Annotated in this window: 16 protein-coding genes and 1 tRNA gene; 10 read left to right on the top strand and 7 right to left on the bottom strand. The window is 32.5% G+C overall.

Going from position 1 to position 16,570, the window contains the following annotated elements; all coding sequences use genetic code 11:
* The 8 genes from DK442_RS21400 to DK442_RS21435 form a co-directional block, all read left to right on the top strand.
* The coding region (locus tag DK442_RS21400; protein WP_160114289.1) for a gliding motility-associated C-terminal domain-containing protein at positions 1 to 2,486 on the top strand (2,486 nt) is incomplete at its 5' end.
* A 52-nt stretch (positions 2,487 to 2,538) separates the two neighbouring features.
* Positions 2,539 to 3,495 (top strand): type IX secretion system membrane protein PorP/SprF, encoded by a 957-nt coding sequence (locus DK442_RS21405; protein ID WP_109437964.1) that lies wholly within the window; start codon positions 2,539 to 2,541, stop codon positions 3,493 to 3,495.
* A gap of 27 nt (positions 3,496 to 3,522) precedes the next feature.
* Entirely contained in the window at positions 3,523 to 5,484 is a 1,962-nt protein-coding gene (locus DK442_RS21410) for an OmpA family protein (protein WP_109437965.1), read from the top strand.
* Between the two features lie 152 nt (positions 5,485 to 5,636).
* Positions 5,637 to 6,158, top strand: coding sequence for an isopentenyl-diphosphate Delta-isomerase (gene idi / locus DK442_RS21415; RefSeq protein ID WP_109437966.1), 522 nt, complete (start codon positions 5,637 to 5,639; stop codon positions 6,156 to 6,158).
* Positions 6,155 to 6,565, top strand: coding sequence for a 6-carboxytetrahydropterin synthase (locus DK442_RS21420; RefSeq protein ID WP_109437967.1), 411 nt, complete (start codon positions 6,155 to 6,157; stop codon positions 6,563 to 6,565). Before idi ends, DK442_RS21420 begins: the two co-directional genes overlap by 4 nt.
* A 2-nt stretch (positions 6,566 to 6,567) precedes the next feature.
* Positions 6,568 to 7,029 carry a peroxiredoxin gene (locus DK442_RS21425; protein ID WP_109437968.1) on the top strand — a complete coding sequence of 154 codons (462 nt, stop codon included), beginning with the start codon at positions 6,568 to 6,570 and terminating at the stop codon, positions 7,027 to 7,029.
* Between the two features lie 89 nt (positions 7,030 to 7,118).
* Positions 7,119 to 7,385 (top strand): hypothetical protein, encoded by a 267-nt coding sequence (locus DK442_RS21430; RefSeq protein ID WP_109437969.1) that lies wholly within the window; start codon positions 7,119 to 7,121, stop codon positions 7,383 to 7,385.
* A 59-nt stretch (positions 7,386 to 7,444) separates the two neighbouring features.
* Positions 7,445 to 7,518 (top strand) — tRNA-Thr (locus DK442_RS21435).
* 219 nt (positions 7,519 to 7,737) lie between these two features.
* Here DK442_RS21435 and DK442_RS21440 read toward each other — a convergent pair.
* The 6 genes from DK442_RS21440 to DK442_RS21465 form a co-directional block, all read right to left on the bottom strand.
* Complete coding sequence (locus DK442_RS21440; protein ID WP_109437970.1) at positions 7,738 to 7,953, bottom strand: hypothetical protein; 216 nt, start codon at positions 7,951 to 7,953, stop codon at positions 7,738 to 7,740.
* A gap of 138 nt (positions 7,954 to 8,091) precedes the next feature.
* Positions 8,092 to 8,832, bottom strand: a complete 741-nt coding sequence (locus DK442_RS21445; RefSeq protein WP_109437971.1) for a DUF4369 domain-containing protein — start codon at positions 8,830 to 8,832, stop codon at positions 8,092 to 8,094.
* A gap of 60 nt (positions 8,833 to 8,892) precedes the next feature.
* Complete coding sequence (locus DK442_RS21450; protein ID WP_109437972.1) at positions 8,893 to 10,197, bottom strand: DUF819 domain-containing protein; 1,305 nt, start codon at positions 10,195 to 10,197, stop codon at positions 8,893 to 8,895.
* A 63-nt stretch (positions 10,198 to 10,260) separates the two neighbouring features.
* A complete protein-coding gene (locus DK442_RS21455) occupies positions 10,261 to 12,165 on the bottom strand; it encodes a peptidase M61 (protein ID WP_109437973.1) in 1,905 nt (634 codons plus the stop codon).
* 2 nt (positions 12,166 to 12,167) lie between these two features.
* Entirely contained in the window at positions 12,168 to 12,974 is an 807-nt protein-coding gene (locus tag DK442_RS21460) for a Cof-type HAD-IIB family hydrolase (RefSeq protein WP_109437974.1), read from the bottom strand.
* Between the two features lie 39 nt (positions 12,975 to 13,013).
* Positions 13,014 to 13,940, bottom strand: coding sequence for an alpha/beta hydrolase (locus tag DK442_RS21465; protein ID WP_109437975.1), 927 nt, complete (start codon positions 13,938 to 13,940; stop codon positions 13,014 to 13,016).
* Between the two features lie 295 nt (positions 13,941 to 14,235).
* On the opposite strand from DK442_RS21465, the gene DK442_RS21470 reads away from it, so the two are divergent.
* On the top strand, positions 14,236 to 15,018 hold the full coding sequence (locus DK442_RS21470; RefSeq protein WP_109437976.1) for a S1/P1 nuclease: 783 nt from the start codon (positions 14,236 to 14,238) through the stop codon (positions 15,016 to 15,018).
* A gap of 38 nt (positions 15,019 to 15,056) precedes the next feature.
* Here the strand turns inward: DK442_RS21470 and DK442_RS21475 are convergent, their stop codons facing one another.
* The gene (locus DK442_RS21475) at positions 15,057 to 15,914 is read right to left on the bottom strand and encodes an AraC family transcriptional regulator (protein ID WP_109437977.1); all 858 of its coding nucleotides are present in this window, start codon (positions 15,912 to 15,914) and stop codon (positions 15,057 to 15,059) included.
* Positions 15,915 to 16,119: 205 nt separating this feature from the next.
* Between DK442_RS21475 and DK442_RS21480 the strand changes: the two genes are divergently transcribed.
* Positions 16,120 to 16,536 (top strand): hypothetical protein, encoded by a 417-nt coding sequence (locus DK442_RS21480; RefSeq protein WP_109437978.1) that lies wholly within the window; start codon positions 16,120 to 16,122, stop codon positions 16,534 to 16,536.
* Positions 16,537 to 16,570: the final 34 nt, after the last annotated feature.

A 16,570-nucleotide genomic window follows, 5' to 3' on the forward strand; every position in this document is an offset into this window, starting at 1 on the left:
TAGAAGATAATGATAACGCACCGACTATTGCTAGTGTGACTAGCGAATCAGAGACCGAAGGCACTGACTTAGTGCATACGGTTACCTTAAGTAATGGGAGTTCAAGTATCACTAACTTCCCGTTTAGCATTACTGATGTTACGGCTACAGTGACAGCTGATTATGATACCCCACCTACTTTTAGTAATGGTGTAACACTTAATGTTGCCGGAGATGGAGTTATTATCCCAACTGGAGTAACGAGCTTTACAGTAACGAATGGCGGAGAAGAAGATACCATTGATGAGGCTGATGAGACCTATACCCTCAGTGTTGGGGGAACAACAGGTACCGGAACGATAGAAGATAATGATAATGCACCGACTATTGCCAGTGTGACTAGCGAATCAGAGACCGAAGGTACTGACTTAGTACATACGGTTACTTTAAGTAATGGGAGTTCAAGTGTGACTAACTTCCCGTTTAGCATTACAGATGTTACGGCTACAGTGACAGCTGATTATGATACCCCACCTACTTTTAGTAATGGTGTAACACTTAATGTTGCCGGAGATGGAGTTATTATCCCAACTGGAGTAACGAGCTTTACAGTAACGAATGGCGGAGAAGAAGATACCATTGATGAGGCTGATGAGACCTATACCCTCAGTGTTGGGGGAACAACAGGTACCGGAACGATAGAAGATAATGATAATGCACCGACTATTGCCAGTGTGACTAGCGAATCAGAGACCGAAGGTACTGACTTAGTACATACGGTTACTTTAAGTAATGGGAGTTCAAGTGTGACTAACTTCCCGTTTAGCATTACAGATGTTACGGCTACAGTGACAGCTGATTATGATACTCCACCTACTTTTAGTAATGGTGTAACACTTAATGTTGCCGGAGATGGAGTTATTATCCCAACTGGAGTAACGAGCTTTACAGTAACGAATGGCGGAGAAGAAGATACCATTGATGAGGCTGATGAGACCTATACCCTCAGTGTTGGGGGTACAACCGGTACCGGAACGATAGAAGATAATGATGGAGTTCCAACCATTGCCAGTGTGACTAGCGAATCAGAGACGGAAGGCACTGACTTAGTGCATACCGTTACTTTAAGTAATGGGAGTTCAAGTGTGACTAACTTCCCGTTTAGCATTACTGATGTTACGGCTACTGTGACTGCAGATTACGATACTCCACCTACTTTTAGTAATGGAGTAACACTCAATGTTGCCGGAGATGGCGTTATTATCCCAGCCGGGGTAACGAGCTTTACAGTAACGAATGGCGGAGAAGAGGATACCATTGATGAGGCTGATGAGACCTATACCCTCAGTGTTGGGGGTACAACAGGTACCGGAACGATAATAGATAATGATGAAACATCTTCATTGTCTCTAATAAAAACAGCGATAACAGATGGGTTTTTAGCAGGGGATGTGATTACATATACATTTACTGTAAGAAATACCGGAAATACTATAATAAGTAATATAGTTATTGATGATGTTTTGACACAAAGTGTAAATCTGCCGGTTGTACCAAGTACATTAGCTCCTAATGAAATAGGAGTGGTAACCGCAACTTATGCAATTACTCAAGCTGATATTAATTTAGGAGAGGTAATTAATAGTGCCACGGTAATTGGACAAAACCCAAGTAATGATGATGTTGTAGATGTATCAGATAGTGGAGATGAAACTATTGATGAAGATGGGGATGGTGATCCGACAAATGATCCAACAATTACCATAATAGAACAATTACCAAACCTTGCATTAACTAAGTTAGGAGTATATGTAGATGCAAATGATGATGAAGTACCTAATGTTGGAGATGAAATCAGATATACATTTACTGTAGAAAATACTGGAAATGTGGACATTAATAATATAATATTAGAAGATCCATTACCAGGAGTGGTGATAGAAGGAGGACCGATTGACTTATCAGTGGGGCAAGCACCAGATACAGCTACTTTTACAGGAGTATATATTCTAACAGAAGAGGATATCTTAAATGGGAGTGTGACAAATCAGGCAACTGTAACAGGGCAAGATATAAATGGTAATGATGTCATAGATGCTTCTGATGATCCATTAAATGATACTGATATTGACTTAGATAATGATGGGGATGCAGAAGATGAAACTATTACTCCGATTGGTGATATATTCGATTTGGAAGACGATATTGTAATATATACCGGAATTAGTCCTAATGGGGATAGTGTTAATGACGAATTTAGAATAATTGGCTTAGAGGATTTCCCAAAAAACACATTACAAATATTTAACCGTTGGGGAGTTAAGGTGTTTGAACGCGATGGCTATGAACAACCAGGTGTTAGTTATTTTGTTGGTATTAGTGAAGGAAGAACAACAATAAGAGAAAAAGAAGAACTGCCTGTTGGAACCTATTATTATGTGCTACAGTATGAAAATAATAATGGAATAAGTAAGTCTAAAGCGGGTTACCTTTATATAAATAAATAAATGTATTTGGAATATTATATATTTGTTATTCCCTAAATCGAATTAAATACTTATGAATAAACTATTAACAATATGTATACTGGTGGCTTTTGGTTTCTCCATGACTACCGTTAGTGCTCAACAAGATGCACAATATACACAGTATATGTACAATACTATTAGTGTTAATCCTGCATACGCAGGTAGCCGAGGTGTACTTAGTATAATGGGATTGCATAGAAGTCAATGGGTAGGTTTAGACGGTGCCCCACGTACACAAACCTTAACTCTCAATACTCCAATTGGAGACAGCGAACGTTTAGGTCTGGGGTTATCTATAGTAAACGATGAAATTGGACCAACTGATGAAACATATTTTGATATTGACTTTTCTTATACAATACCAACATCAGATACTGGTAAACTAAGTTTTGGAATAAAAGCAGGAGGTCATCTTTTAAATGTAGATTTTCAGCGATTAACGCAGTTTAATGGTAATGATGCTTTGTTTGAGAATAATATAGACAATAAATTTAGTCCTAATGTAGGGGCTGGAGTTTACTATCATACAGATCGTTTTTATGTTGGTTTAAGTGCTCCAAACCTTTTAGAAACAGATCACTTTGACGAGAGTACAACAGATAGTAATAGTACTGCGGTAAGTTTCTTAGCCGAGGAAAGAATAAATTATTATTTAATAGCAGGTCATGTTTTTGATATAAATCCAGATGTTAAGTTTAAACCGGCTGTTTTAACTAAATTAGTCTTTGGAGCGCCATTACAAGTAGATCTTTCTGCTAATTTTTTATTGTATGATCGTTTAACCTTAGGAGCAGCATATCGATGGAGTGCTGCAGTAACAGGTACAATTGGTTTCCAAATATCTGACTCAATGATGATAGGTTTTGCATACGATAGAGAAACTACACAGTTAGGGCAAACACAGTTTAATGATGGAAGTTATGAAGTTATGTTGCGATTCGAGCTCTTTAAAAAATACAATAGAATGTTAACCCCACGTTTCTTTTAATGACGTTTTAAATGTAAATAGTAAATCATGGTCAAATATTTACTTAAACCAATATTGGTTTTTATATTTCTTTTTTTTGTGAGTAATACTCTTATTTCTCAGGAGAAAAAAATGCAAAAAGCCAAAAGTCAATATGATAGATATCAATATATTGATGCTCAGCAAACATATCTTAAAGTTGTTAAAAAAGGATATAGAAGCGCAGATCTTTTTATGAATCTAGGTGATAGCTATTATTTCAATAGTCAATTTGAAGAAGCATTAAAATGGTATGGAGAGTTAGTCGATTCTTATCCAGACCAGGTAGAACCAGAATATTACTTTAGATATGCACAAACCTTAAAAAGTGTAGAAAGATATACAGACTCAGATAAATATATGCAAAAATTTACTGAGCTTAGTGATACTGATCTTCGTGCTGAGTTGTTTAGAAATGGATCAGATTATCTGGAAAAAATTGAATTTCAATCTGGAAGATATGAGATAGAAAACTCATCTGTTAATTCCTTGTTTTCTGATTTTGGAGTTGCTTTTTTTGGTAAAAAGATAGTATTTAGCTCTTCTAGAGATACTTTAGTTTTTAATAAAAATGTTCATCAATGGAATGATCAGGCTTTTCTGGATTTGTTTGAAGCAGAATACGATTCTGTAAATAATACACTTTCTGAAGCAAAAAAGTTCGGAGGAAAATTGAATTCGAAATTTCATGAGTCAACACCAGTTTTTACAAAAGATGGGCGAACTATTTATTTTACAAGAAACAATTTTGAAAAAGGTAGGTTTGGAAGAGATCAAAAAGGAACGAATAAATTAAAAATCTATCGTTCATATAAAAATTCAAACGGAGGATGGACTACCCCACAAAATTTACCATTTAATAGTGATGAGTATTCTGTTGCTCACCCAACTTTAAGTTTGGATGAAAAGACATTATATTTTTCTTCTGACATGCCAGGAGGTAAAGGATTGTCTGATTTGTATAAAGTTGATATTAATGCAGATGGTAGCTTTGGTACTCCAGAAAACTTAGGAGAAAGAATAAATACAGAAGGTAAAGAAACATTTCCTTTTATTAGTGTAAACGATGATTTCTACTTTTCATCAAATGGACATCTTGGTTTAGGTGGTTTGGATATATTTGTTACACGTCTTAACCCAGAAACTAAAGAAGAAAAACTAGTAGTTAATATAGGAAAACCTGTAAATGGTTCAAAAGATGATTTCACCTTTATTGTCAATGATATTTCAAAAAGAGGGTATTTTGCATCTAATCGTCAGGGAGGAAAAGGAGGAGATGATATCTATAGTTTTGTACAGACAGAGGATTTAAAAGATTTTTGTGAGATTACTATAGCAGGGTTAGTTACTGATAAGGATACTAATGAATTGTTACCAGGGACTAAAGTTTCTATTTATGATAATAACAACACACTTATTGAAAGTTTTGTGGTTGGTGATGATGCAGCTTATTCACAAATTGTAAAATGTACATCTAAATATTTTGTACGAGCCGAGAAAGAAGAATATGTGACTTTAGAGAAACTTGTGAATACTTTGGATAAAACACAGACTTTGGATACCCCACTTGCTTTAGAAAAGAAGATCAAATCGGCTGATATTGGCGATGATTTAGCAAAAGTCTTATCTCTGAAACCTATTTATTTTGATTTTGATGGAGACTATGTACGAGAGGATGCCGCGATCGAACTGGCAAAGGTTATAGAAGTCATGAATCAATATCCAGAGATGAAAATAGAAGTAAGATCACATACAGACAGTCATGGTGATGATGCATACAATTTGGATTTATCAGAAAGAAGAGCAAAATCAACAGTGAAGTATATGATCAGTAAAGGAATATCATCTGATCGATTAGACGGTAAAGGATATGGTGAAACCAAACCAATTAATGATTGTGGTAATGATACTAATTGTAAAAAAGAAGAATATCAGTTAAATAGACGAAGTGAATTTATTATTGTAAAATAATTTATAACTTTTATCCTATTGTTTGTAATATAAACGTCTTACTATTGTAAGGCGTTTTTTATATTGTATATCAATTATCAAATTAGGTTTGATATATCATATAGATTATGAATTACAGGTATGATTTCGTAATTTTGGGGTAATAAAATACAATGAAAGAAGAAGAAAAAGTTATTTTAGTTAACGAAAATGACGAGCAAATTGGGTTGATGCCCAAATTAGAAGCGCATCAAAAAGCAGTATTACACAGAGCTTTTTCAGTGTTTATTATTAATGATAATAATGAATTAATGCTTCAGCAAAGAGCTCTTCATAAATATCACTCACCTGGACTATGGACAAATACATGTTGTAGTCATCAAAGGAACGGTGAAAGTAATATCGAAGCAGGAATACGGCGATTGCAAGAAGAAATGGGATTTACTACAGCGTTAAAAGATTCTGTTTCATTTATATATAAAGCGCCTTTCGATAATGGATTAACAGAACATGAATACGATCATGTACTAATCGGAAAATATAAAGATGATCCTATTATTAATCCAGATGAAGTTGCGGATTGGAAGTGGATGCCTATTGAAGCCATAAAACATGATATTTCAGAACATCCTGAAGTATACACAGAATGGTTTAAAATTATTTTCGAAAAATTTTACTCACATATAACCTTATGAGGATTAAAGCATGTAGAAAAGCGCATTTTAATGCAGCACATCGACTGTATAGAAAAGATTGGAGTGATGAAAAAAACCTTGAAGTATTTGGTAAATGCAGTAATCCAAGATACCACGGTCATAATTATGAACTTATTGTAGCATTAATAGGTGACATTGATCCAGAAACAGGGTATTTGATGGATCTTAAGATTCTTAAAGATTATATCAAAACAGAGGTTGAAGAGTATATGGATCATAAAAATCTTAATGAAGAAGTAGAAGAGTTTAAAGATACAAACCCTACCGTAGAAAATATTGCTGTTGTAATATGGAATAGACTACGAAACAAGATTAATTTAGTATATGATTTGGAAGTTACATTATATGAAACTCCTCGTAATTTTGTAATATATGATGGTAAATAATTATGGGGTTAAAAGTAGGGGATAAGGTTCCAGAATTTAGTGCAGTTAGAGATAATGGAGAAGATTTTCAGAGTTCTGACATAATAGGTAAAGAAGCTGTAGTGATTTATTTTTATCCAAAAAACTTCACTCCAGGTTGTACAAAGGAGGCTTGTGATTTTAGGGATAGTTATGCCGATTTTAAATCATTGGGAGCAGAAGTAATTGGAGTTAGCTCTGATGGAATAAAATCACATACAAGGTTTAAGAAAAAATATAATCTTCCTTATACTTTTTTATCAGATTCGAAAGGAAAATTAAAAAGACTTTTTGGAGTTAAATCAGAATTATTAGGTCTGTTACCCGGAAGAGAAACTTATGTTATAGATAAAGAAGGAATAGTACAATTAAAATTTAATAGCATGAATGCTTCCAAGCATTTGGGTAAAGCAATTGCCAAAATTAAAGAAATCATGGCAGTGTAGTCCATAAAAGAGATAATTTAATCACTAAAGGAGTTTTTACAAACTGATATTAAATTGAAAACACTAATTTTGCATAAAACAAATTTGAAATGGCAAACAAAAGAGATCTTAAGAAAGATATAAACTACGTTTTAGGAGATATTATAGAAGAAGTTTATGTGTGGGAACTAAATAACCCTGGAAAAGACAATGCATCAGGAGAGGCTATTATTGATGAAGCAATAACGTCATTTGATGGATTTATGGCAAGAGCAAACGAACGTAAACTTGAAAATCCAGCAAAACATTTTAAATCGCTTCGAGAAGATTTAGAAAAAACAGCTAAGGCTCTGGTAGAAAAAGTAAATTCTTTATAAAATTTTATTAAAAAATATTTGTAAAAACGGTTGTAGAAATTATATTTGCAACCGTTTTTGCCGATATAGCTCAGCTGGCTAGAGCAGCTGATTTGTAATCAGCAGGTCGTGGGTTCGAGTCCCTCTATCGGCTCTATAAAGTTCTAAATGTAAAAGTTTAGAACTTTTTTATTAATAAACTATCCGCTTTTGAGGACGAGAAGTCTATCCTGAGCATAGTCGAAGGGTTAGTTCTATATAAAAAAGTCCTGAATATATGTATTCAGGACTTTTTTTATCCGATTGATCTTTAGATTTCTCTGTTTTAGGAAAACTCAATGTTAAAAAAACAAAGTGAAATTCTAAACATTTTTTAAATACAGCAACCGTTTGATGCGTGATATGAACACCCTGGAGTATAAGTAGCTCCACAACTAGGGTTGTTTAATGCAACATGAGTTGTTGTACAGCATTGTAATGCCGGGTCACAACATCTTCGAAGTATTGGTCTAAGACCTCCATTAATGGCTTTTTGCTGATCCTTTTTCAGTTTTTTTGTTCCTTCTAAATTTAAAATGGTTTTTAACATGATTCTTAGGTTTTAAGTTTCAATGTTAAATTAAGAAAAAAAGTGATCAATGAGATACTGGAATACCTCAATTAACAATTTATAACAAAGACTTATAAAATTTACTTAAAAAAAGGTTTCAGAAATTAAATTGGATTATTATTTTAATGAATCGTTTTGAGCTTCAATCAATGCTTCTTTTGCTTTTCGATCTTTGATATATTTGATCAATTGCTTCCCATAAAGTGATTTCTTTACTTTTGGACTTAGTGATTTTGCAATAGTATCCAAGAATTTTATATTAGCATCATAAACCTCATTAAGCGTTATATAAGGAGCTACTTCTAGTTTTCTGTTGTTTACAGCAAAATTAATGGTATATAGATACTTTTGGCGTACTAACTTTTTGTATGCCTCATCATTTTCCATTAGTTTTTCCTCGTCTTTTTGCTTACTAGCTTCAAAATCCTCTTTAATTAGCCTTAGATTTCGTTCATTAAATCGTTTAAGCATTTTTTTATACTCAAGAAATTTCATCTGATTTTTACCACCAGTTATTTTTATATCATTTTCAAAATCATTGAGAGAAGTAGTAATGGTAATCTCTCCAGGTTCTGCAAAGAAATCAATACGGTCATTATATTGTGCTCCATCATCTTTGTCAAGATATAGATAATGAATTTCTGGTTCTTCTATTTCAGATGTAAACATAAACTCAGAATTTCCTTCTATTACAATAGAATCTATATTTACTAAAATTGTATCCTGGATTCTCTGTAAGTAAATAGTACCTTTTTTTAACCCTTTTATATTACCTGTAATGGTAACGTTTCCTTTTTTAGGAGAACTACAATTCATTAAGAAAATGAATGAAAATAATATGATCGAAAAATACTTCATTTATAATTTTTTGGTTTTTTTAATTGGGATCACAAATATGCTACAATTTAGATTGAAATACTAACTTCCAGAAGCGATTTGCATCAATATTGTACATAAAATAGCACCATAAGTACCTACTACATATCCAAAAACTGCTAATAGTACACCAACAGTTGCTAATGAAGGATGAAATGCAGCGGCAACTACTGGAGCAGAAGCGGCTCCTCCCACGTTAGCCTGACTACCAACTGCAAGGAAAAAGTAGGGAGCTTTTATCAATTTGGCTACACCTATAAGTAATACAGCATGAATAGTCATCCACACTAAACCAATGGCAATAAGTCCTGGGTTTTCGAAAATCATACCTAAATCCATTTTCATACCAATTGTAGCTACCAAAATATAAATACAAATACTACCTAATTTACTAGCTCCTGCACCTTCATATTCCTTGGCTTTGGTAAATGATAATACAATACCAATAGCCGTTGCAATTGTAATCATCCAGAAAAATTTAGAAGTGAATGATGCTAATGCAGAGGTTCTATCATTAAAGATTTCAAAGTTATTAGATAAGAGATTAGATATTCCGTCAGCTCCCCAGTGTGCTAGTCCTACAGTCACAAATGCTATAGAAAGCATAATCATATAATCCGTTAAGGATGGGTTTCTTGTAATACTATCAGCATAAGTTGATACTTTTTGTTTAAGAGCTTCAATAGCACTATTGTCTGCCTTTAACCAACGATCTATGCGATTACTTTTTCCGATACCAATTAATAGAATAGCCATCCATATATTAGCTACCACAATATCTACTAATACCATACCTCCATACTTGTCGGGATTGTATTCATAAATTTCTAGCATTGCCGCTTGGTTAGCACCACCACCAATCCAACTGCCAGCAAGCGTAGATAAACCTCTCCACACTGCATCAAATCCTGCTCCACCTACAGTTTCTGGAGAGAATATAGAGATGAGTAGTATAGCCAAAGGGCCTCCAATGATAATACCAATTGTTCCTGTAAAGAACATAATTAATGCTTTTGGACCTAAGTTAAAGATACTTTTAAGATCTATACTTAATGTCATTAATACCAATGAAGCAGGGAGCAAATATCTACTGGCGATGTAGTATACATTAGAAGACTTTTCGACTAAACCTCCATTTGCATCTAATTCCTTCCAGTCTGGAGAGATGATACCTAATGAATTAAAAATTGCAGGAAGTAAATAACATAATAGCACTGTAGGAACAAATTTATAGAATATGGTCCAGAATTTTGTTTTAATAGAAGAGGTGTAAAATACCAACCCTAAACAAAGCATTATAATTCCAAAAACAATAGTGTCATCTGTAAAAAAAGGTGAATTCTCCATTATGAGGTATTTAATTTTAAATGATATTGTTTATGAAACAGATTAATTTAGAAATTATAACTTTTAGTCATTAATCCATTTCTTTAATACTATTTTTTGTTGTTCAGAAGCGTTTGGGTTGAGCTCAATTATAATTTTTTCTACAGTAGGTTCGATTACTTTGGATTTAAGAATTATGACCTCCTCATTCCTTTTGATCTTAAACGTTATTTGATCCCCTATTTTCCATTTATTAGAATCACCAAATAAGTCATAGATATTCTTAAGCTTATATTTTTTCTTATTAATACTTAGTAAAACATCGCCTTGAGTAACTCCAAGCCCTTTTAAAAAACTATTAAAAGGGGTGTCTGAAGTAAAAATAACTTCCTTGGTCGCTTCCAATCCTGTTACAAATGGCTGTTGTTCAAAGATGAAATAGGAAGATGGGATATTTCTTATTCCGTATTTTACCCCAGCTTTTTTCAAATAGAATTCATAATCAATAGGAGTGTTTCCCACAACGTGTTGCTGTAAAAATGTACTAATTTCTGGGTAAGATACTTTTTCTATGGTTTTGATCAATTCATCATCATCAAATGGAACATCAATACCATATGTAGTCGATAGACTTTTGATCAAATCTAATATACCATAAGAACCATTACTTTTTTCGCGCATGATAATATCAATACACATAGAGATTAATGCGCCTTTTTCATATACATTCCTATAATTTTTCCGATACGGATCTTTAAGAATGTTTTTACTCATTGTAGTAAAAGACATGGTGTTGTCAAATGCTTTAGAAGCTTCTATTTTCTCATAGATCCTTTCAAAAAAGTCTTCTTTGGAGATCAGGCCTTGCGAAATTTGAAATAATAGGGAGAAGTATTCTGTGGTGCCCTCGTATAGCCATAAATGTTTAGACATTTTAGGTGTATTATAATCAAAATCACGAATTTCCTTAGAATGTATAGTCAAAGGTGTTACAATATGAAAAAACTCATGTGACACGACATCGGTAAGGGATTTATTAAGTCTATCATATGAAAGCGACTCAGGAAGGACAACCACTGTAGATGTATTGTGTTCTAATGCTCCAAAACCTCTCGCATCATTTGATTTTGAAGAAGAAAGATACAGTAAAATACTATATTTTTGGGTCGAATTAATATTGCCAAGAAAATTCTTTTGTGCCCTGATCACACGTTCGATCTGGGGCATTAATCTCTCTGCTTTATGAGTCGAATTATTAGAGTAGACGCTTAGTAATACGTTTATTCCATTTACAGTAAATGTAACTGTATTCTCTGCATTAGAATACATAATTGGATGATCTGCAACTTCTGCATATCGGTCAAAACTAAAGAAATCAATCTTATCTGAAGCTGGGTTAGCTTCAGCATTTTTTATGATGTTTTTTTCAAGTGAAGTAGAAGCCTTTAAAGATTCAGGGTGTTTTATAAATAAATTGTATTTGTTTTCTTTCATTCCATCAAAATAACCAATGAATGCGTACAGATTTAAAATGAAATTTTTGTCTTTCAAAATATTAGAACCTGTAGGCGAGAAAACATCGTGAGTAGTTTCAGAATCAAAAGTATCATTGACCCAATATGTTATTTTGCTAAGTTTACTTGCATTATTTATTTTCCAACGATTATCACCAAATTTTTGTGTATATATTGGATTACCTAAAGCATCATAGGCTTTGAAATCTTCAACATATTTTCCATAGCTATTATTTTGATAAGTCCCGGGAACGATTTTTGGAAGATAGTAGCTTAAAGTATCTGCATCCAGATTGTTTACTTTGATTTCTACTTTTACTTTATCATCTACTACATTAATAAGATCTATTGAAGCAATAATGGGCAAAGTATTTATTTGGGCTATAGGCTGCTCTGTTGTTTTACAGCCCGAGGACAGGTTAAATATAGCAAATGCAAATACTAGTGTTGTTATTTTTTCAATCGTTCTTTGCACAGTTATAGAATATTTTTTTTAATATAGGTTGCTACTCCATCTTCTTTTCCAGAAAGGGTAATACTATCTGCTATTTGTAATGTTTCTGGTTTTGCATTTGCCACAGCCACACCAGTACCTACTGCTTTAAGCATAGCAATATCATTATAATTATCTCCAAATGCAACTGTATCTGCGATAGGGATATTAAAATGAGAGTTGAGCAAAATTTCAATTGCTGTTAGTTTTGAAATACTTTTATGTGCTATTTCAATGTATGTAGCTTTAGAACGATAGAGATGTAATATATCTCCAAAATTTTGTTCTAAAAACAAATACGCTTCGTCAATGTAAGTTTCTTCACCCATACACATAATTTTATGTGCGCCTATATTACGATCTTTCCATTCCCGAATTACACTTTTTGTAGGTTTTACAGTGGGATTGACTTTTGTATTATTTGCTTCTCGATTAGCCCAAAAATCCATTTTTGGAACATACCAATCGTCATTGTGATATAAACTAATATGAAATTTTTGCTCGCTATTAAAATCATTAAGCTTTTCAATAATATCTGGTGTGATAAAAGTTGAATGAATAGGTTTATGATCAACTAAGATTAAACCACCATTATAGCATATTATAGGTTCTGTTGTAATATCTAATTCTTGTTGTAGGTGAATCATTGCGCTGGGCATACGAGAAGAAATCAGTATTACAGGTATTGTGTCTTTAATTCTTTTAATTTCTGAAATCGTGAATTCTGAAAGTTCTCTTTCAGCGTTTAATAACGTTCCATCAATATCAGAGAATACAATGCGATGTGGCATTAAGCGTTTTGGGATTTGGTTAAATAATTTTCTAATACACTATTGATTTACAAAGTTAGCGATACTGCTGATAACTTCGGGCATAATTTTTCGCCAGGATTCATTATAAGATTTATGATTTTCTAATCTATTTCCTTTAATTTCTTTTAAAATATGATTCATGTTCTCTACAATAGTATACTCTGCCTGGGGAGCAGATTCTTTTAATTTTTCTGCTTGTGATAATTCTACTTGTATATCTTTATCTCCATGAATAATTAATATTGGTATTTCTAATTTTGAAATTTCCTCTGACGGATCATATTGTATCCATGATCTCATAAAAGGTTGTAGATTATATCCAAAAATAGATTCTAGAGCAGGATCATAACCTGTAGCTCTTCCGTTTTCTTTTAATTGCTTAAATGCTACAGATGCACTTTTATCTAATCCAGGTGCTTGTCTTGCTATTTGTTCTATAATTACCTGATCGATAGATAAAGCATTACCAGCAATCGAAATGAAACCATCAACATTAGTTTGAGCAGCTATCATTCCTACTAGTGAACCTTGACCATGACCCAAAAGAATAATTTTCTTATAGTTCTTGTTTTTGGTAAAATAGTTCACCACAGATTTAGCATCTTCAATATAATGATCAAGAGAGATTTCATGCTCCCGGATGCCTAGAGCGTCTATTCTAAAAAGTCTTTTGTCATATCGATAGGTTGCTATTCCTGACTTAGCTAATTCATACGCCAATCGCTTAAATGTATCATTTTTAGACATTCTATCGTTGCCATCTCTATTAATAGCACCAGAATCCATTATAAAAATAACCAAGGGGACATCCTGATCAGAATAGGGGGTTACCAAAGAACCTTCTAAAAACTTGTTTATTTTAACTATTGCAGAATTAAATTCTTTCTCTTGAGCCATGCAGGTAAAGGTCATCAGGATAAGAAATAGAAAGACTTTGTTTTTCATGGTTCCATAGATTTATTATGAGGTAAATAAGAAATAAGTGTTTATTATAATTGACACTAATAAATGAAACGATAAACTGGGTGGCATATTTTGATTTGGGTAAATTGCTTTTTTATAGTTTTCAATTCTAAGAGTTATTATCTCATTATTTTTTAACGTAACACTAACATACCCTTTTTTATCTTTGCTTCAAAATTATAAATAATGAAATGAGTATGGATGTGATTTTTTGAGGTTTCGAAAATAATTTCTATACAAATTATCCTATCAAAGAACTAAAAACAATAAACAATACATGAAACATCAATATAAGATACTTCTTATTCTATTAATAATTACTACTTCTGGATTTTCTGCAGAATATGATTGGGGTAAAAAAGGACATCGAGCTACAGGTCAGATTGCAGAAAAATATTTAAGTAAGAAAGCAAAACGCAATATAAATAAGCTTCTAAAAGGACAAAGTTTAGCTTTGGTTTCTAATTTTGCAGATGATATTAAAAGTGATAAGAAATATAAAGGATATAGCCCATGGCATTATGTCAATTTTTCTTTTGATAAAAAATACGGAGAAGATACCCCTAGCGAATTTGGAGATTTAGTACAAGGAATAGAAAAATGTATTATGGTACTTAAAGATGAACAATCATCTGAAGCAGATGCAGCATTTCATTTGAAAATGTTAGTGCATTTTATTGGAGATTTACATCAACCTCTTCATGTAGGTAGAGGAGAAGATAAGGGTGGAAATGATATTCAGGTGCGTTGGTTTAGAGATGGATCCAACTTGCATCGGGTTTGGGACAGCGAGATGATAGAGCATTACGGGATGAGTTATACAGAATTATCTGTTAATACAGATATGTTGTCTAAAACTCAATTAGAAGCGATTCGGGATGGTTCGGTTTTGGATTGGGTTCATGAATCGCAAGCGTTAGCAAAACAAGTATATAACTCAGCAGAAGTAGGTGAAAAGTTAGGATATCAGTACATGTATAACTATTTCCCATTGGCACGTAAACAACTACAAAAAGGAGGAATACGATTAGCAAAGGTTCTAAATGAAATTTTTGGTTAGAGAACACAAAAAGAAACAATAAGAGTTTGTGTTGATCACTAGCTAATAGTGATTTCTTTACGATATTGTTTTGGGGACATAGAAAAATGTTTCTTGAAGGTCTTAGTAAGGTGACTCTCATCCGTATATCCTAATTGATATGCAATTTCTGCAATGGTAAATTCGGTATGTTGTAAACGATATTCTACCAATTTCATTTTATATTTTGTCACATACTGATGGATAGACTCTCCTGTTTTTCTTTTAAAATAAGTGCTAATAGAGCTTTGGGACATGTTAAATTTATCAGCCAGAAAACCTATCTTAGTAAGATCATTATCATAAACATGTTGTCTGATATGACTTAAGATTAAATCAATTTTGCTATGTCCAACAGGAACATCTCTATGATTAGAATTATATTTTTCAGAAATATTACGAACAATTATGCTTAAAATAGTACTTATTGCATTTGAGATAATCTCTTGGTAATATATTTTTTCATTTTTAAATTCTTCCAAAACAACATTATGAATATCCCAAATAATGCTTCTGTCTTCTTCATGAGATATAACATCTCCGGGAATGATGTTAGGATGATGAAGCAGTTGTTCAATACGCTGTAACCAATATTTTCTATCGGGTAAGTTGATTTTACCAGAAAATAAAAGCTCAGTGAATTTAAAATATGTGAAATTAGTACGTTTTTCGATTTCGAAGTGATGAGTATCTTCTGGAGCTAATAAAAAAATATCATTTTCTTTATATGAAAATCTAATATCATTAATGGTATGGTAGCCATTTCCTTTATCGATAAAAATGATTTCAAAATAATTATGATTATGAGGTTCTGCTTCCCATTCATCAATAGAATATTGATGTACCACAAAAGTCTCATGCAAGGTATAACGGTTCATAACATTTTTTTAACATTTTAAAGTTACAAAAATAAAATCAATAAAATCAGAATTCTTTTTTACTTGTATTTTATAACGAAAACGTTGGAGTGTGTTGATAACTAGTGAGTTGTTGGCGCTTTGTACAAGTTATAAATAAAATTATACAAGTATGAAAATTGAATTAGAATCTAAATTTGCATTTTAAAATTTAACACAAATCCGCATGAAACATAAAATTTTTATATATCATGTTATCAGGGTAGCTTTTGGAATGTTTTTGGTCTTGTATAGTATATATAATGTGATCAAATATTCAGAATTTTTAGAGCGATTAGATCGATACTTTAGTAATGTTACCGTATTTGATACGACTATAATAGAGAGTTTGGCTCCATTAGTTCCTTTTGAAGAGTTTATTATTGGATTTTTTATCACTCTAGGAATCTTTACAAGAAAAGCTCTAATGGCGGCTATTATTTTATTTGGGTTTTTTGCACTGTTTTTGCTCGATGCAAATTATATAAATTGTGCAACTGTTCATTTATTATTTAGTCTATTAGCTATACTACTATTAAAGAAAGATAATTATGATTTAAATACTGTGAATTTTGATAAAGATTCACATCAAATTATACAATAATATAAAGATATTAGCCTCGTTGCAGCGAGGTATT

The sequence above is a fragment of the Aquimarina sp. AU119 genome (assembly GCF_900312735.1).
GTDB lineage: Bacteria > Bacteroidota > Bacteroidia > Flavobacteriales > Flavobacteriaceae > Aquimarina > Aquimarina algiphila.

What these genes read in the sequence shown, in the direction of transcription:
- DK442_RS21405 (WP_109437964.1), top strand. Translation starts at nt 2,539, where the DNA reads ATGAATAAACTATTAACAATATGTATACTGGTGGCTTTTGGTTTCTCC.
- DK442_RS21410 (WP_109437965.1), top strand. Translation starts at nt 3,523, where the DNA reads ATGGTCAAATATTTACTTAAACCAATATTGGTTTTTATATTTCTTTTT.
- idi (WP_109437966.1), top strand. Translation starts at nt 5,637, where the DNA reads ATGAAAGAAGAAGAAAAAGTTATTTTAGTTAACGAAAATGACGAGCAA.
- DK442_RS21420 (WP_109437967.1), top strand. Translation starts at nt 6,155, where the DNA reads ATGAGGATTAAAGCATGTAGAAAAGCGCATTTTAATGCAGCACATCGA.
- DK442_RS21425 (WP_109437968.1), top strand. Translation starts at nt 6,568, where the DNA reads ATGGGGTTAAAAGTAGGGGATAAGGTTCCAGAATTTAGTGCAGTTAGA.
- DK442_RS21430 (WP_109437969.1), top strand. Translation starts at nt 7,119, where the DNA reads ATGGCAAACAAAAGAGATCTTAAGAAAGATATAAACTACGTTTTAGGA.
- DK442_RS21440 (WP_109437970.1), bottom strand. Translation starts at nt 7,953, where the DNA reads ATGTTAAAAACCATTTTAAATTTAGAAGGAACAAAAAAACTGAAAAAG.
- DK442_RS21445 (WP_109437971.1), bottom strand. Translation starts at nt 8,832, where the DNA reads ATGAAGTATTTTTCGATCATATTATTTTCATTCATTTTCTTAATGAAT.
- DK442_RS21450 (WP_109437972.1), bottom strand. Translation starts at nt 10,197, where the DNA reads ATGGAGAATTCACCTTTTTTTACAGATGACACTATTGTTTTTGGAATT.
- DK442_RS21460 (WP_109437974.1), bottom strand. Translation starts at nt 12,974, where the DNA reads ATGCCACATCGCATTGTATTCTCTGATATTGATGGAACGTTATTAAAC.
- DK442_RS21465 (WP_109437975.1), bottom strand. Translation starts at nt 13,940, where the DNA reads ATGAAAAACAAAGTCTTTCTATTTCTTATCCTGATGACCTTTACCTGC.
- DK442_RS21470 (WP_109437976.1), top strand. Translation starts at nt 14,236, where the DNA reads ATGAAACATCAATATAAGATACTTCTTATTCTATTAATAATTACTACT.
- DK442_RS21475 (WP_109437977.1), bottom strand. Translation starts at nt 15,914, where the DNA reads ATGAACCGTTATACCTTGCATGAGACTTTTGTGGTACATCAATATTCT.
- DK442_RS21480 (WP_109437978.1), top strand. Translation starts at nt 16,120, where the DNA reads ATGAAACATAAAATTTTTATATATCATGTTATCAGGGTAGCTTTTGGA.